Raw genomic sequence first — 15,949 nt, 5'->3', positions numbered from 1 at the left:
CGACCCTCCCACGCCGTTGGCTCAGAGCGCGGTCTCCGAGGCGGAGTTGGAATCACCTGAAGTAGTGAAGTGCTCCCGGAACTTCTCGGCCAGCCCGGGTGTGTCCCAGGTGAATTCCTGGTCGGAGCGGCCGTAGTGGCCGAAGGTCGCGGTCGGCCGGAAGGGCACCGAGCGCAGCCCCAGGTGTTCGATCACGGACTCCACCCGCAGATCCACCAGGTGCGGAAGCGCCCTGGCGACCCGCTCGGCGTCCACCGTGCCGGTGCCCAGGAAGTTCACGTCCACCCACACGGGGAGCGGGCGGCCGATGGCGTACCCGAGTCCGACCCGGCAGCGCCGCGCCAGTCCGGCGGCGACCAGGTTCACCGCCAGGTACCTGGCGGCGTACGCACCGGAACGGTCGACCTTGGTGGCGTCCTTGCCCGAGCAGCAGCCTCCGCCATGGCGCACCAGCCCGCCGTAGGAGTCCACCATCAGCTTGCGGCCGGTCAGGCCCGCGTCGGCCGCGGGGCCGCCCACGACGAAGGTGCCCACGGGGTTCACATGGATCTGCGCGGGGGTGACGTCGCGCTCCCGCAAGGCGGGGCCGACGAGCTTGTCGGCCACCATGCCGGCCAGTTCCTCGAGCCCGAGTGCGGTGGGGTGCTGGGCCGACACCACGACGACCGCCCGCCGCCCCGTCTCCCCGCCCGAGCCCGCGCCCGGTCCCTCGGTCAGCTGAACCTGGACCTTGCCGTCCGGCCCCAGCAGCCTGCCGCCGTCGTCGTCCCGCGCGGTGCTGACACGCCGGGCGATGTCGTGGGCCAGTACGCAGCTGAGGGGTATCCGCTCCGGTGTCTCGTCGGTGGCGTAGCCGTAGACGATGCCCGAGTCGCCGGCGCCTCCCAGGTCGACACCGTGGGCGATCTCCGGTGACTGGCGGTCCAGCTGGATGCGTATCTCGCTGCTGTCGGCGGACAGCCCGTGCCGTGCGGGGTCGTGGTAGCCCACGTCGTGGAGCACCTCGCGGATGGTGCTCTCCACGTCCACGTCCGCGGTGGAGGTGATCTGGCCGGTGACGACCACGCTGCCCCGGGTGACCAGGGTTTCGCAGTTGACCCGGGAATGCGGGTCGGCGGCGAGGAACGCGTCCAGCACGCTGTCCGAGATCTGGTCGGCGACTTTGTCCGGGTGCCCCGGGCACACCGACTCGGCGATCTGGGTGGCGGTCAGGTCGTGGGGGGAACGGGCCATGAGGGCTCCCTCAGATGGTGGGGACGACAGGGCGACGGGCGAGGTGGTGGGCGACGGCCTCCAGTACCGTCGCGCGTTGCGAGGCCGGTCCGATGCTGATCCGTACGCAGTCGGTCATGCCGGGGGCGGTCAGCCGGCGGATGAAGATCCCCGCTTGCGCGAGTACGTCGGCGAGGTGTTCCGCCGTCTTGGGGGCGGCCGTGCGGGCGGTGACGAAGTTGGTCCGGCCGGGCAGCACGGTGAGTCCGAGTGCGCCCAGCTCCGCCGTGTAGTGCGCTCGTCCCTCCGCGGTCTGCGCGAGGACCCGGTCGAGATGCGTGGTGGCGTCGAGCGCGGCGAGGGCCGCGGACTCGGCCACCCGGCCCACGACGTAGTGCTCCGCGCCGTCGTCCAACGCGGCGAGCAGGTCGGGGTCGCCGACGGCGTAGCCGATCCGGAGCCCGGCGAGTGCGTACGCCTTGGAGAAGCTGCGCAGCCACAGCATGCGCCGTCCTCCCACCTCCTTCGCGGTCAGCCGGTGGCACGGGTCCTGGTACTCGGCGTAGGCGCCGTCGACGATCAGGAGAGTGGCGAGGGGCAGTGCGTCCGCCAGGTTCAGCACCGCCTGGGCGCCCTGCGACCTGCCTGTCGGGTTGTCGGGATCGGCGACGTAGATGACGTCGGCGCGGGTCTCGTGTGCGGTTCGGGCCAGCTCGTCCGGGTCGAGAGCGCCGGAGCGCAGGGGCACCGGATGGACGGCCGTCCCGCGTGAGCGGGCGAGGTAGGCGAACGTGGGATAGGTGACGGCGCTGGTCACGGCGGTGCGTCCGGGCCCGAGGAAGGCCCGGACGCTCTCGCCGAGGAGCCCGTCGACCCCGGAGCCGATACGGACGTGGTCCGGCTCGGTGCGCAGTTCGTCGGCCAGCCGCTGTCGTAGGACGAAGTGGTCGCAGTCGGGATAGCGGTGGGCTTCGGACGCCGCTTCCCCGATGGCGCGGAGCACCTCCGGCGCGGGGCCGAACTCGTTCTCGTTGGTGCTCAGCCGCTCACGGGCGCGCCGTCCGGAGCTCCGCTCGGTCATCTCCAGGGAGGGAAAGGGGTTCGCCACGTCCGGGGTTCACCCGTTCTCGTCGGTCAGGGCGGGGTCCAGGCCCAGACAGTCGGCGAGGTACTCGTTGTAGCGGCGCATGGCGAGCATGCGCATCGCCCCGCCGGTGATGAGCTCGATCCCCGCCTGGGGCTCGACGTCGACGATGGGGAGCACCACACCGTCCAGCCACTCGGGGCCGTGTTCCGCGTCTCCTTCCATGTGGTTGTAGAAGAACTCGAAGTCGGTGTCCGCGGTGTAGCCGTGCCGTTCCAGTCCCCTGACGACGGCCGCGTCCCGGTCCACGTCGAAGAGTTCGGGCATGGCCAGGCTGCCGAGTGCCTTGAAGTAGTGCCTGCGGTTGCCGGCGAGCACGAAGTACAGGTTGTGTCCGGCGTAGGGGCGCCAGTCCTCCCACGGCGGGACGGCGGGCAGGGACAGTCCGAGGGTGCGCAGGCTGCGGGTGAACTGGAGGGTGTGGGCGTTCCGCTTCTCGCCCTCCCCGCACTCGTCCCACAGATGCCGGCTGATCTCGTGTTTGACCGTCTCCATGAAGTGCGGCTGTGCCAGCACGAGAGCGTCGTAGAAGCGGTAGTTGAGGTACCCGTCGGCCTGGATGAAGCGGGCCAGTTGCTCCACGGTGGCGTGCTCGGCGAGGTGCGTCTCGACGGCTCGGTCGAGGGTGCTGCGTTCCTTGGCCTCGGTGAGGAACCAGTCCCGCACGAAGGCCGGCCGCGTCGCGTCCTCGGCGCTCGGCAACCGCTCGGCGATGTCCTCGGTGTCGCCGCGCAGCACCGCTTCCTCGTACGTCCAGCGGAAGGCGTTGAACCAGGCGCTGCGTTCGTGGGCGGCCGGCCCGAGAGGATGGCCGAGCAGTGTCTCGTACACGGTGTACGCGCTGCGGTGTACGTCGAGCAGGGCCTCCGGATCCTGGCTCCGCTCGCCCTGCTCGAGTGCGGAGCCGAGGGCTGTCAGCAGCGACCGGTGGGCCTCGCTGAGCTCCAACGGCTCGACCGGGCCACGCAGGCAGGCGTTCAGTTGGGCTTCCACCGAGCCCGGCGGCGCTGCTTGGGCGGCGCGCATCACACCCTCGCGGGGCGGGATCCGCTCCAGGGCGCTGTCTTCGGTCACGTGTCCTCCACCTTGTCCGGGGTCTGGACGGGGAACCGTCCCAGGATCGGGACGGTCATCGCGGGTCTTCGAGGCGTACGGGCATCCGGAGCACGGCGAGCAACTCGTAGAGGCTCAGCCCGAGTTCCGCGGCGGTGTCCTCAGCGGTGCGCACCACGGGGCCACCGGCCGGTTCGGGCCCGATGAAGGTCATCCAGTCGCCCGGCCGCACACCGGGCACCTTCGTCACGTCGAACTGTGTGCAGTCCATGCCGGGTTTGCCGACCATGGGGCAGGTACGCCCGTGCAGCAGGCCCGAGAAGCCGGCCGCTGAGCCGGTGATGCCGCGGGAGAAGCCGATGGCGACCGAGGCGAGGCACCGGCCGGGCGGTACGGCGCAGGAACGGTCGTAGCCGAGGCCCTCGTCCCGGGTGACGTCGATCAGGTCGAGCACCCGGGCCCGGACGGTGAGGGCGGGCCGGAGCCGGTCCAGGCCGGAGGTCTGCCAGCCGGACAGGTTCCGGCCGGCGGGCAGGAGCAGTCCGTACAGGCCGAGGCCCGGCCGGATCCAGTCCGTGCCGTGCAGGGCGGCGGGGTGCAGCAGTCCGTGGGTCGCGGCCAGGCTCGCGGAGAGGTGTGCGCCCAGTACCGCCCGTGCCTGATGCACCCGGGACTGGAAGGTGGTGGCCTGTTCGGCCGTTTCCTTCTCGTCCCAGGCGGAACTGGACAGGTGGGCGAAGACCCCGGCCACGTCGATCTTGGCACGGGCCTCGCGCAGAGCGTCGAGGACGACCTCGAAGTCCTGGTCCTCGCGTGGTCCGAACCGGTTGAAGCCGATGTTGGTACGCAGCCACACGGTGACGGGACCGCCCTGCCGGTGGCCCGCACCGCAGTGGCGTTCGACCTGTCCCACGGTGGCGACGGCGGGCATCAGCCCGTACGTGGCGCAGGCCGACGCGTTGTCGGACACGTCCACGTCCATCACCAGAATCGGCCGGTCGATGCCGTGTTCCCGCAGGTCGACTCCCTCGGCGACGGTGTCCACGGCCAGCGCCTCCACTCCGGAGGCAACCAGGAGCGTGGCGACGGCGCGGGCCCCGAGCCCGTACGCGTCGCCTTTGACGACCGGCATCACCCGTCGGCCCCCGGCCTCCGCCCGCAGCAGCGCCAGGTTGTGCCGTACGGCGTCGGCCGACACCGTCTTCTCCAGCCGGGCGGCCGCACAACTCGTCACGGGGGCATGCGTGGCCCGCTCGGTCATGCGGTCTCCACGTCCGGGTAACGGACGTGCTCGCCCTGCCAGTTGACGAATTCCAGCACCCGGAAGCCGTCGTCGTCGACGGCATGCCGGGGAAAGGCGTCCGCGGCACCCACGTCCGTCAGCGGAACGGTGTACTTGCCGGTGGCGTGCGGCAGCACGTACTCGGGAACAGCCGGGTTGGAGATGTGCCGCTTCAGCGACCGTACGATCTCCACTCCGCGCTGTACGGAGGCACGGAAGAACTCGGCCTCCGGGCTGTGCGGCATGAAGTGGTACAGGTAGCCCGCGTGTACGCCCCGCCGGTAGAGCCCCATGCACAGGTCCCGCATGGTGTCGGGGTCGTCGTTGACGCCGGCCAGCAACGGCACGTTCGCGAAAAGGATGGGCACGGCGCTGCGCAGGCGCGCGATCGCCGTGTCGAACTCGGGGGTGAGCTCACGGGGATGCGTGATGTGCAGGCCGATCGCGGTGACCCTGTGCCGGGCGAGTACGTCGGCGAGTCCGGGGTCGACACGGTAAGGATTGAACGTCAGCGCGCGCGTATGGATGCGCAGAATCAGGTCGGGGCGGACCGCCAGGGCTTCGCCCATCGCCTGGTCGATCTGGTCATTGCTGTGCATGAGCGGCTCTCCGCCGCTCAGGATCATTTCCTCGACCTCCGGGTGCATGCGAACATATTCGAGCGTTGCCTGCCAGTATTCCCGGTTGAACACCTCTTTGGAGGACTCTTTGTCGAGTGTGCGCAGTGCTTCGTAACAGAACTGGCAGTACGCGTGACAGACATTCGCGTAACGCACGATGATGCGGTTGTCGTACTTGTGTTGGGCGATGGGGGTCACCATCTCGTGCGGGAGTTCCCAGTTCTCGGTCTTCCCGTCATAGCTGTACGGGTCGGTCGATCCATCGGTACCGAACGGGGCCACCTGCTTCCACAGCGGGTCGGTGCCGAGTGGGCCCCCGGTACTGGGATCCGTGGGGATGAGGCTTAAGTAGTAGGGCGTCACCTGGAACTTCTTGGTGGTGTTGTGGTGTTCGATCAGGTCCACCAGATCCTGATCGCAATCGGGAAAGCTACGGCGGAACTGCTTCGCAGTCCGCACCGCGTTGCGCTGCTGCCATTTCCAGTCCGTCCAATCCCCGTTGACTTCGCTCTTGGCGGCTTCCGTGGTCAATGTGTGCTCCTCGGAACGTATGGCGATGCGGGACGTCTGAGTTCAGGGCACGAGAATGGCTGAGGTGACGGGCGCCCCATTGATCAGCTGAACCACCGCTTCGGCGGCTCGGGTGCGCAGTTCGGCGAAGGATTCCACCGAGTAGAAAGCGGCGTGCGGGCTGAGCAGCACCTGCGGATGGTCGCGCAGCCAATCGGGAAGGGAAGGCTCTCCCTCCACCACGTCCAGCGCGGCCCAGGCAGGCCGTTCCTCGGTCAGTGCTCCCTTGAGGGCCTCGATGTCGACGAGCGCGCCACGCGCCGTATTGATGAGCGCCGCGCCACGTTTCATCCTGCGCAGCCGCTCACCGTCCAGCAGATGGCGGGTGCCGGCGTCGAGCGGCACGTGCAGGCTGACCGCGTCGGACACCTCCAGCAGCGTGTTCAGATCTGCGTGGCGCTCGATACCGAGCGATTTCTCGATGCCGGGATGGTTGTACGGATCGTGGAAGACGACCCGCATACCGAACGCCTTGGCCCGCTCCGCCACCGCGAGCCCGATACGCCCGAGCCCGATGACGCCCCACACGCTGCCCCTCAGCCGTCGCGCGTCACCGATCGTCCGCCAGTCCCAGCCGCCGTCCCGTACATGGCCGCTCAGGTCCCCGAGCCGGCGCGCCAGGGCGAGGAACAAGGCCAACGTGTGGTCGGCCACCTCTTCGGTGCCGTAATGGGGGACGTGATAAACGGCAATCCCGCGGGCATGGGCGGCCTCGACGGCGACGTGGTCATAACCGACGCTCGCGCAGACGACCGCACGGCAGGTCCTGTTCTTTTCGAAGAAGTCCGCGTCCAGGGAAACCCGGTGCCAAAGAATGACGTAGTCGGCGTCGAGTTCCTGTAGTCGATCTCGCTCGTGTTCCGGAACAATGCACGTCCGCAATTCACCGTGCGAACCGATGACCCGCTGCTCGACCTCGGCGTTCTCGACATAACCCGCACCCGGGGCGTCAAGGATGGAAACCATCGGTGTGGTGTGATACAGGCTTGGTTTTCTGGCGGCGCTCGGATGGGACATCGCGTTTTCCGCCTCCCTGTTTTGGATCAATTGAACGGGAGGTTTCCCGCCCGACACAAGTCGCCTTTCAGACGCCAGGGCAACCGTCCCGAGTCGCATGGCTGCGGACGGTTCCCACCGCAATGTTTCGGCTGGGCGCGATTGAGTCGAATCGGAGGTGCGGCAGGATCACCGACCTGCGGGATCCATGCGGTGGCTGGCCGAAATCCGAAGTGGATCTGACGGTGGCCCGGCGAAGCCCTTGACGCCGATCTTGAATTACCGGTCCGAACACCGCGGTGGAGCTATTCCGGTCTCCACGCCGGAGATACGGACGCGTTCAATGCCTGCCCTGGTCGGCATGCGGGAGCGCCCGCCATGAGCCCCACCTCGCTTCCAGGAGACGCCTGGCCTCGTGCGCGGGACCGGCTCGCGTTCGTGCGCCCCGATAGACCTACATCCGGCTCAGCGACGCCGCCGCGAACAGCACATCCCTGATCGCCTCGCGGTCCCCGTCCTGTCCCGCCGCCGCTTCCTCCGGTGATACGTGTCCCGCCGCCAGCTGGCAGAACTCCGTGCCGTCCAGGGCCACATGGGCCACCTCGTGGGCGGCCGAGGGGAGCGCGGCCGGGGAGTCCAGGGGGATCAGCCACTCGCCGCCGCCCGAGCCCTCGATCTCCAGGCGCAGGCTGCGGCCCGGTTCGCCGGCCGGGACCAGGTGGCGGGCCGTCCGGCTCGGGGAGGCCAGGCCTGCCCGGCGGCGGGCGGCCAGGGCTTCCGGGAGCATGCGGGCGGCGAGGGCGATCATGCCGTGGAGGTGGGGCGGGGCGGGCGGGGTGTACGGGTAGCTGACCGCCTCCGCGATGTCGCCCGCGTGCACCCAGCACTCGAAGGCGCGGTCCAACATCGCCTGGTGCAGTGGCAGTTCGAACTCGCCGTACGGCACCGGAAGCTTGCCGGACCCGTCGCCCGCGAAGGCCGCGGTACGTACGATGCCGTGGCTCTGCTCCCGCCACGGCACCCGTACGGACCGCGTCGGCGGGAAGTATGAGGCGCGCCAGTACGCCTCCGTACGCGCCGCCGGAGTCGGTGCGACCGGCGTCTTGTGCTCGCCGGTGAGCGGGTCGTCGAGGCCCAGCGCGACCGCGACCAGGCCGTCCACGCTCAGCAGATGCGCGATGACACCGGCGACCGTCGTACGCCGGGTCGTCTGCTTGTCGCCCTCGAACCAGCGCAGCCGCACGTGCGCGTGCCACTCCGCGTCGCCGAAGTCCTGGAGCAGGGCGTCGAGGCGGGCGGTCTCCGCGTCGTAGGGGGCCGCCCACTCCGGTACCGGGATGCGTGGCGGGCGCCGGTCGAGGCAGCCTTGCAGGACGCGGGTGCGCAGGGTCGGGTCCAGGTCGAGGGGGTCCGGGCGCTGCAACAGCTCGACCGCTTCGCGCAGCCGCCGCGCCTCGTCCGCGCAGGCCCCGCACTCCCCGAGGTGCTCCTCGACGGCGAGCGTCTCCTCCGGCGCGCAGGCGGCCAGCGCCCAGGCCCCGAGCAGCGACCTCAGTACGTCGTGTTCCAGGACCAGAGGGGCCAGAGAGACTGAGGGGACGGCAGCCGCCTCAGGGGCGTCGGGCAGGGGGCGGCCCGTGTCCTCGACCGAGGAGCGCGGCATCGGTATACGGGGCGGGCCGGCGCCGGTGGCCGGTGCAGGTCCCGGTCCGTTGCCGCCGTCGGCACCGGCACCCTCGCCCCTGTGGCCCTGGGTGCCCTCCCCCGCGTACCCCTCCCAGTCCCCGTCCTCGTTGCCCGCGCCGCTCACACCGCACCCCCGTATTCGGGGGGTGCTCCTGGTGTGCCCGTGTCGTGGGCCGTGGACAGGAGTTGGAGGCCGAGGCGGAGGCGGCGGCGGGCCTCGGCCTCCGTGACGCCCAGGTCGGCGGCGGTCTGGCGGTAGTCGCGCCGTTGGAAGTACGCCAGCTCCAGGGCGGCGCGCAGCGGGGCGGGCATCGACGTGACGATGTAGTCGGCGCGGGCGGCGACGGAGGCGCGGCGGACCCGGCGTTCCAGTTCCTCCAGGGAGCCCGTCGAGCCAGTGGTGCCCGTGGTCTCCGTGGTGCCAGTGGGCTCCGTGGCGTCGCCCTGGGCCAGCGCGGCCGTCTCCGTCTGGCGCAGGCGCTGGACCGCGAGGCGGTGGGTCAGGGTGGCCAGACAGGAACGCAGCGGGCCCTGTTTGGGGTCGTAGGTGTCGGGGTGCTGCCAGACGTGGGCGAAGACCTCGCGCGTGATGCGGTCGGCCGCCTGTTCGTCGCCGAGGACGCGGTGGGCGAGGCCGTGCACGAGGGAGGCGAACCGGTCGTACAGCTCGCCGAGCGCGGCTGCCTCCCCGCGCGCGAGCCGCTGCTGCATCTTGCGGTCCCAGCGGGGCGGTGTGTCCTGCTTCGCCATGCTGCCCCCTCACCCCCCCCGTACTGCCGTCCAGGTCCGGCGGTCGCCCACCCTCTCCTCGAATGTAGTCGGCCCCTCTGACAGCCCACTCGGCTTTGCGGCATTGTGCGCTCTCAGAGGCGCTCCGGAGGGTAAAGAACCGACGGAGAATGACCGATCGTGACCTTCCGCGCGCCTTTTTTGATCAAACAGGATCACGGGTGACCGAAACAAGCCCTCTGAAACCGCTTGCAAGTCTCTTGCGATCTCGGCCGAGTAGATGTGCGGTGTTTGATGGCACGGCTGTTGGGCAGCCGCGTCGACAGGAAGCGAAGGTCAAGCTTCCGTTTGTGGCGGACGAGTCGGACGAGTCGGATAGAGGCGTGATGGTGTCGTTCAAGGTGACCGACGGCGAGCGCGGCGGCTGGACCGTGCTCCAGGTGTCCGGGGAGATGGACCTGGTCACCTCGCCGGAGCTGCGACAACGCGTGCACAGTGCGGTGGCCGACGGCCGCCACCGGGTCGTCCTCGATCTCTCCGAGGTCGTCTTCTGCGACTCCAGCGGCGTCGGCGTCCTCATCGCCACCCGTCGGCTGATGCGCTCCTGCCAGGGCAGCCTGCGCCTGATCCTGCCCGCGCAGGGCGCCGCGGACAGCGCCCACGCCCACCACGTCAACCGGGTCCTCGGCGCCCTGGGCGTCCGCCGCCTCTTCGACGTCTACGCGGACCTCACCACGGCCACCGACGAGGCCGCGACCCCCCTCCAGGCCGCCACGCCCGCATGACTCCGTTGTCCCGGAATTCCCCCAGTCTTGGCACAGGCGCCGCTTTCCCGCCCCCGTCGCCGTCCGCACGTCGTACGCTCCGTGCCAGAAAGACCTCGGCGCAGAGGTGGCAGCGGTAGCAGAGGTCATACAAGAACCTCGGCGCAGAGGTAAAACGCACAGGTACGACACAGACGTACGCAGCAGACGTAAGGCGGGCCCGACAGACATGGTCAGCTCCGAGTACGGGCGGAAGATCGCCGCCCGGTTCACCGTCTTCGATCAGGACGGCAACGGCTACATCGACCGCGAGGACTTCAACGTGGCGGCCAAGGCGCTGCTCGCCGAGTTCGGCACTCCCGCCCGGTCCGACAAGGGCCAGGCCCTCTACGGCGGCGCCGAGGCCTTCTGGCAGGGCATGGCGGGGATTGCTGACCGGGACGGCGACCAGCGGATCACCCGCGACGAGTTCGTGAACGGCGCCGTGAAGCGGCTGCACGACAGCCCCGGCCGGTTCGCCGAGATCGCCCGCCCCTTCCTGCACGCGGCCCTGGCCGTCGCGGACCTGGACGGCGACGGCGCGGCGACCCTCGGGGACACCGAGCGCGTCCTCAAAGCGCTCGGCGTGCCCGAGGACATCGCCGCCATGGCCGCCGCGACGCTGGACACCGACGCGGACGGCAAAGTCGGCGAGACGGAGATCGTCGACGCGTTGGCCCGCTACTTCGACGTGTCGGACTCGGACGAGGGCTCGGGCGAGGGCACCGGCCCCGAGTAACGCTCGCGCAGCTTGTACTTGAGCACCTTCCGCAGGGCGTCGTTGCGCGGAAGGGCGTCCACCAGCTCCAGCCGCTCCGGCAGCTTGTGCACGGACAGCCCTTCCGCGCGCAGATACGAGGTCAGCGCGGACAGCGTCAACTCACCACCACCCGGCGCCTGTTCGACCACCGCGCAAACCAACTCCCCGCGCTCCGCGTCCGGCAGTCCCACCACCGCCACATCGCCCACCCCCGGATGCGTGTGCAGCAGGTCCTCGATCTCCTTCGCCGAGATGTTCTCGCCCTTGCGGATGATGACGTCCTTGAGCCGCCCGGTCAGCACCAAGTGCCCGCTCCCGGTGAGGAATCCCAGATCACCGGTGCGCAGAAAGCCGTCCGCGTCGAAGGCCTCGGCGGTCTGCGCGGGGTCCAGATACCCCTGGCAGACGGCCTCCCCGCGCAGCCGCACCTCGCCCTCCACCACCCGTATCTCCATCCCCTCCGGCGGACGCCCCTCCGTCGTCGCCAGGTTGTCGACCGTGTCGTCCGGGGCCCCCATGGTGATCATCGGCACCTCGGTCATCCCGTAGCCGTGCGTGAGCTGCACGCCCATCTCGCGGACGACCGAGTGGTAGACCTCCGGCGGCTTGGGCGCCCCGCCGCCCGCGAGCAGCCGCAGGGTGGGGATCACCGGAACGTCCGGCTGCTTGCGCTGCTCGGCGAGGAACATGGAGTAGAAGGCCGTGGAACCGCCGGCCACCGTGACCCCGTGCTTGCGGTACCCCTCGAGCGCGTCCGGCAGCGCGAACTGCTCGAACATCACCGCCGGGAAGCCGTAGAGCAGCAGCATCACGGTGTAGTCGGGGCCGGCGATATGGGCGTACGGGAAGGCCATCGAGCCCACGTCGGACTCGGTGAGCCGCAGCGCGTGGGCGAGACACGCGCCGCCCGCGATGAGTGAACGGTCCGTGTGGAGCACGCCCTTGGGGTCGGAGGTCGTGCCCGAGGTCCAGTAGATCCAGCGGACCGAGGTGCCGTCGGCGGGCGGTGGCGGCAGCGACGACGGGTCCCCGTCCGGGAGTTCGTCGCCGTCGTACGCAGGGAAGACGCCCTTCGCGCCGAGCCGCCTCGCCATCTCCGTGTGGTCGAAGCCGCGCCACACGCCCGGTACCGCGAAGAACTCCGCCTTCGACTCCCGCAGGGCGAAGCCGACTTCGCGGTCCCGGTAGAAGGGGATGACCGGCGACTGCGTGGCGCCGAGGCGGGCCAGCGCGAAGGAGAGCAGGGCGGTCTCGATACGGGTGGGCAGCTGCCAGGCGACGACCGTGCCGGGCCGTACGCCCATGCCGTACAGGCCCGCCGCCACCCGCTCGGCGCGGGTGCGGAGTTCGCCGAAGGTGAGCGAGCGGTCGTCCTGGAGGAAGACGGGCCGCTCGGGGGTGAGTTCGGCGCGCCGGAACACCAGCTCCCAGAGGGTACGGGCCGAACCCAGGGCGTGTGCGGTGTCGACGACGTTCACGTTGCCCCCAATGGCACAGTGGCTGACGGTCCATCAGATCGTGCGGGGAGCGTAGGGCTTCACGCCTTGTCGGTCCATAGGCGCGGGACTAACCTTCTGAGGGGCACAACTGACGGCCCGTCAGATGATCTGCCAATCTATCCATCGGCACCCGCCAGGCGGAGGGGACCCATGACCGAACTGCCCCGCATCATCAGCGTCGACGACCACGTGATCGAACCCGCGCACCTCTTCGAGACCTGGCTGCCGGCCAGGTACCGGGACAGGGGACCCAAGCCATTCACCGCCGGAATCGGCGAACTCGCCTACGTGGGCGGCAAGTACCGGATCACGACCGACCCCGACGGTCCGCTCACCGACTGGTGGCAGTACGAGGACCTGCAGTTCCCGTACAAGCGGATCATCGCGGCCGTCGGGTTCTCCCGGGACGAGATGACCCTCGACGGCATCACCCGCGAGCAGATGCGGCGCGGCTGCTGGGACCCGAAGGCCCGGCTCGCGGACATGGACCTCAACCACGTCGAGGGCTCCCTCTGCTTCCCGACCTTCCCCCGGTTCTGCGGGCAGACCTTCGCCGAGGCGCACGACAAGGAAGTAGCCCTCGCCTGCGTGCGCGCCTACAACGACTGGATGGTGGAGGAGTGGTGCGGCGACAGCGGCGGCCGGCTGATCCCACTGTGCCTGATCCCCTTGTGGGACGTCGAGTTGGCGGTCGCGGAGATCCGGCGCAACGCCGCACGCGGGGTGCGCGCGGTGACGTTCTCGGAGATCCCGACGTACCTCGGGCTGCCGTCGATCCACTCCGGCTACTGGGACCCGTTCTTCGCGGTGTGCGAGGAGACCGGGACGGTCGTCAACATGCACATCGGCAGCAGCAGCCAGATGCCCGCCGCCTCCCCGGACGCGCCGCCCGCCGTACAGGCCTCGCTGAGCTTCAACAACGCGATGGCGTCGATGATGGACTTCCTGTTCAGCGGGGTGCTGGTGAAGTTCCCGGCACTCAAACTCGCGTACAGCGAAGGGCAGATGGGCTGGATCCCGTACGCCCTGGAGCGCGCCGACGACGTGTGGGAGGAGCACCGCGCGTGGGGCGGGGTGCGGGATCTGATCCCCGAACCCCCGTCCACGTACTACTACCGGCAGATCTTCTGCTGCTTCTTCCGCGACAAGCACGGCGTCGCCTCGCTGGACGTCGTCGGCCGGGACAACGCCACCTTCGAGACCGACTACCCGCACGTCGACTCGACCTTCCCGCACACCAAGGAGGTCGCCCTCGACCATGTGAAGGACCTCGACGACGAGACCGTCTACAAGCTGATGCGCGGCAACGCCATCCGCATGCTCGGCCTCGACCTGGACAAGTAGTGGACCTCTCCGACACTCCCCAAGAGGCGCAATTCCGGGCCCGGTTGAGGGAGTGGCTGGGCAAGGCGCTCCCCTCGCTGCCGGCGAAGCCCTCGCCGGACGACTGGCCCGGGCGGCGCGCGTACGACCTCGGCTGGCAGCGGACGCTGTACGACGCCGGGTACGGCGACGTCCACTGGGGCGCCGGCCCCGCCGTACGGATGATCTTCCTGGAGGAGACGGAGAAGGCCGGCGCGCCCTATGTGGGGGCGAACTTCGTCGGGCTGCTGCACGCCGGGCCGACCGTCGCCGCCGAGGGAAGTGACGAACAGCGGGCGCGCTGGCTGCCGCCCGTGCTGCGCGGCGAGGAGGTCTGGTGCCAGGGGTTCAGTGAGCCGGACGCCGGATCGGACCTCGCGGCGCTGCGCACGCGCGCGTGGCGCGACGGCGACGACTACGTGGTGAGCGGCGCCAAGATCTGGACCTCGCACGCCGAAGTCGCCGACTGGTGCGAGTTGTTGGTGCGCACCGACCCGGACGCGCCCAAGCATCGCGGGATCACCTGGCTGGCCATGCCCATGGACGCGCCGGGCATCACGGTACGGCCGCTGCGCACGCTCGCCGGGTCGAACGAGTTCGCCGAGGTCTTCCTCGACGAGGTCCGGGTGCCGGTCGCCAACCGGGTCGGCGAGGAGAACGACGGCTGGCGCGTGACGATGGTGACGCTGTCCTTCGAGCGCGGCACGGCGTTCGTCGGGGAGGTGGTCGCCTGCCGCCGGGTGCTGGGCGAACTCGCCCTGGCGGCTAGGGAGAACGGGCGCTGGGACGACCCTGTGCTGCGCCGCCGTCTCGGTCGGCTGAACGCCGAGTTCCGGGCGCTGTGGCGGCTGACGCAGTGGAACGTGAGCGAGGCGAGCGCGGGGGTGCCGGGAGTCGGCGGGTCGGTCTTCAAGCTGCGGTACTCGCACGCCCGGCAGGAGTTGTACGAGGCGGCGGCGGAGGTGCTGGGGGGTGCGGGCGGCGCGGCCCTGGATCTCGAACAGCCCTGGGTGCTCGACCGGTTGTCCTCACTGTCGTACACCATCGCCGCCGGCACCTCCCAGATCCAGCACAGCATCGTGGCCGAACGCGTTCTCGGGCTGCCGAAAGGACGGTGACACCGGCCCATGCGTTTCCAACTCACTGAAGACCAGCAGGCGTTGCGGGAAGGCGTCCGGGGGCTGCTGGCGGCGCGGTTCGGGCGCGAGCGGCTGCGGGAGGTCGCCGAGGGATCCGAGCTGGACCGGGGGCTGTGGCGGGAGCTGGGGACCGCCGGGTTCTTCGCGCTGCGGCTGCCGGAGGAGGCGGGCGGCGTCGGACTCGGGCTGCCCGAGGCGGTGTTGGCGTTCGAGGAGGCGGGGCGCGTCCTGCTGCCTGGGCCGCTGATCGCCACGCATCTCGCGGCGGGGGAGGTCCCGGGGGCGGCGACGGGGGAGGCGGTGGTGACCGTCGTCGACGGTGGCGGGGTGGTGGAGTGGCTGGCCGCGGCCGATGTCGTGCGCGGGGGCGCGGCGGGGGCGGTGGCGATCCGGTCGGTGGATCCGCTCACGCCGCTGCACCGGGTGGCCGGCGCGGCGGCCGTCGAGCCGGACGCCGACGGCGGCCGTACGGACGTACTCCTGACGTCTCTCCTCACCGCCGCCGAGCAGCTCGGCAGCGCCGCCCGGGTGTGCGAGCTGGCCGTGCAACACGCACGGACGCGTGAGCAGTTCGGGCGGCCGATCGGAGCATTCCAGGCCGTGCAGCATCTGTGCGCCGGGATGCTGGTGCGCGTCGAGGTGGCCCGGGCGGCGGTGTACGCGGCAGCCGTCACCGTCGACCCGGCGGACGTCGCGGCGGCCCGGCTGCTCGCCGACGAGGCCGCCGTGCGCGGGGCCAGGGACTGCGTCCAGGTGCACGGCGGGATGGGCTTCACCTGGGAGTCGGACGTTCATCTGTATCTGAAGCGGGCGTGGGTGCGGGCCCGGCGGCCCGGATCGGTGACGGAGTGTGAGGAGTTGCTCGCCGACGAGTTACTGGCCGAGGTGCGGTGACTAGGGCATCAGTTGAGTATGGCCGGAATAATGCCGCCGATTGTGGCGCGATGGAAAGGTAGTCGAGATGTTTTGAGATTACTCAGCGTTGATATCGGGTTGTGTCCTAGGCGTGACTCGTCACGGCCTGGAGTCGGGTGTTCGCTCCGGTACCTTCTGTGGAATGCGAGTGGTTCCGAGGCCGAGCCATCCCGGTGTCG

At 70.1% G+C, this 15,949-nt stretch carries 14 protein-coding genes; 5 read left to right on the top strand and 9 right to left on the bottom strand.

What is annotated here, in order from left to right; all coding sequences use genetic code 11:
• Positions 1-21 precede the first annotated feature (21 nt).
• The 8 genes from metK to ADL01_RS23185 form a co-directional block, all read right to left on the bottom strand.
• The gene (metK, locus tag ADL01_RS23220; protein ID WP_053743954.1) at positions 22-1,233 is read right to left on the bottom strand and encodes a methionine adenosyltransferase; all 1,212 of its coding nucleotides are present in this window, start codon (positions 1,231-1,233) and stop codon (positions 22-24) included.
• A gap of 10 nt (positions 1,234-1,243) precedes the next feature.
• The gene (locus ADL01_RS23215; protein WP_053743953.1) at positions 1,244-2,320 is read right to left on the bottom strand and encodes a pyridoxal phosphate-dependent aminotransferase; all 1,077 of its coding nucleotides are present in this window, start codon (positions 2,318-2,320) and stop codon (positions 1,244-1,246) included.
• A gap of 9 nt (positions 2,321-2,329) precedes the next feature.
• Complete coding sequence (locus ADL01_RS23210; protein WP_053743952.1) at positions 2,330-3,430, bottom strand: iron-containing redox enzyme family protein; 1,101 nt, start codon at positions 3,428-3,430, stop codon at positions 2,330-2,332.
• Between the two features lie 55 nt (positions 3,431-3,485).
• The gene (alr, locus tag ADL01_RS23205) at positions 3,486-4,670 is read right to left on the bottom strand and encodes an alanine racemase (RefSeq protein WP_053743951.1); all 1,185 of its coding nucleotides are present in this window, start codon (positions 4,668-4,670) and stop codon (positions 3,486-3,488) included.
• A complete protein-coding gene (locus tag ADL01_RS23200) occupies positions 4,667-5,842 on the bottom strand; it encodes a KamA family radical SAM protein (RefSeq protein WP_063783565.1) in 1,176 nt (391 codons plus the stop codon). The genes alr and ADL01_RS23200 overlap by 4 nt, the downstream gene beginning before the upstream one ends.
• A gap of 42 nt (positions 5,843-5,884) precedes the next feature.
• Positions 5,885-6,898: a C-terminal binding protein gene (locus tag ADL01_RS23195; RefSeq protein WP_053743949.1), complete on the bottom strand. Its 1,014-nt coding sequence runs from the start codon at positions 6,896-6,898 to the stop codon at positions 5,885-5,887.
• A gap of 433 nt (positions 6,899-7,331) precedes the next feature.
• Positions 7,332-8,687, bottom strand: a complete 1,356-nt coding sequence (locus ADL01_RS23190; RefSeq protein ID WP_053743948.1) for a zf-HC2 domain-containing protein — start codon at positions 8,685-8,687, stop codon at positions 7,332-7,334.
• Positions 8,684-9,313 carry a sigma-70 family RNA polymerase sigma factor gene (locus ADL01_RS23185; RefSeq protein ID WP_053743947.1) on the bottom strand — a complete coding sequence of 210 codons (630 nt, stop codon included), beginning with the start codon at positions 9,311-9,313 and terminating at the stop codon, positions 8,684-8,686. The genes ADL01_RS23190 and ADL01_RS23185 overlap by 4 nt, the downstream gene beginning before the upstream one ends.
• A 362-nt stretch (positions 9,314-9,675) precedes the next feature.
• Here ADL01_RS23185 and ADL01_RS23180 point away from each other — a divergent pair, with 362 nt between their 5' ends.
• Positions 9,676-10,077, top strand: coding sequence for an STAS domain-containing protein (locus ADL01_RS23180; protein ID WP_053743981.1), 402 nt, complete (start codon positions 9,676-9,678; stop codon positions 10,075-10,077).
• A gap of 208 nt (positions 10,078-10,285) precedes the next feature.
• On the top strand, positions 10,286-10,834 hold the full coding sequence (locus ADL01_RS23175; protein WP_053743946.1) for an EF-hand domain-containing protein: 549 nt from the start codon (positions 10,286-10,288) through the stop codon (positions 10,832-10,834).
• On the opposite strand, the gene ADL01_RS23170 is transcribed toward ADL01_RS23175, so the two are convergent.
• Positions 10,777-12,333 carry a class I adenylate-forming enzyme family protein gene (locus ADL01_RS23170; RefSeq protein ID WP_053743945.1) on the bottom strand — a complete coding sequence of 519 codons (1,557 nt, stop codon included), beginning with the start codon at positions 12,331-12,333 and terminating at the stop codon, positions 10,777-10,779. The genes ADL01_RS23175 and ADL01_RS23170 overlap by 58 nt on opposite strands.
• Positions 12,334-12,504: 171 nt before the next feature.
• On the opposite strand from ADL01_RS23170, the gene ADL01_RS23165 reads away from it, so the two are divergent.
• From ADL01_RS23165 to ADL01_RS23155, 3 genes are read left to right on the top strand one after another with little or no spacing between them, the layout of a single operon-like run.
• The gene (locus tag ADL01_RS23165; RefSeq protein WP_053743944.1) at positions 12,505-13,698 is read left to right on the top strand and encodes an amidohydrolase family protein; all 1,194 of its coding nucleotides are present in this window, start codon (positions 12,505-12,507) and stop codon (positions 13,696-13,698) included.
• The gene (locus ADL01_RS23160) at positions 13,698-14,834 is read left to right on the top strand and encodes an acyl-CoA dehydrogenase family protein (protein ID WP_053743943.1); all 1,137 of its coding nucleotides are present in this window, start codon (positions 13,698-13,700) and stop codon (positions 14,832-14,834) included. The genes ADL01_RS23165 and ADL01_RS23160 overlap by 1 nt, the downstream gene beginning before the upstream one ends.
• A gap of 9 nt (positions 14,835-14,843) precedes the next feature.
• Entirely contained in the window at positions 14,844-15,749 is a 906-nt protein-coding gene (locus tag ADL01_RS23155; protein ID WP_053743942.1) for an acyl-CoA dehydrogenase family protein, read from the top strand.
• Positions 15,750-15,949: the final 200 nt, after the last annotated feature.

Source organism: Streptomyces sp. NRRL WC-3618 (assembly GCF_001280005.1).
Taxonomy (GTDB): Bacteria; Actinomycetota; Actinomycetes; order Streptomycetales; family Streptomycetaceae; genus Streptomyces.
Note: the sequence above shows the minus strand (reverse complement) of the source record. Positions and strands in the feature narration are given on the sequence as shown.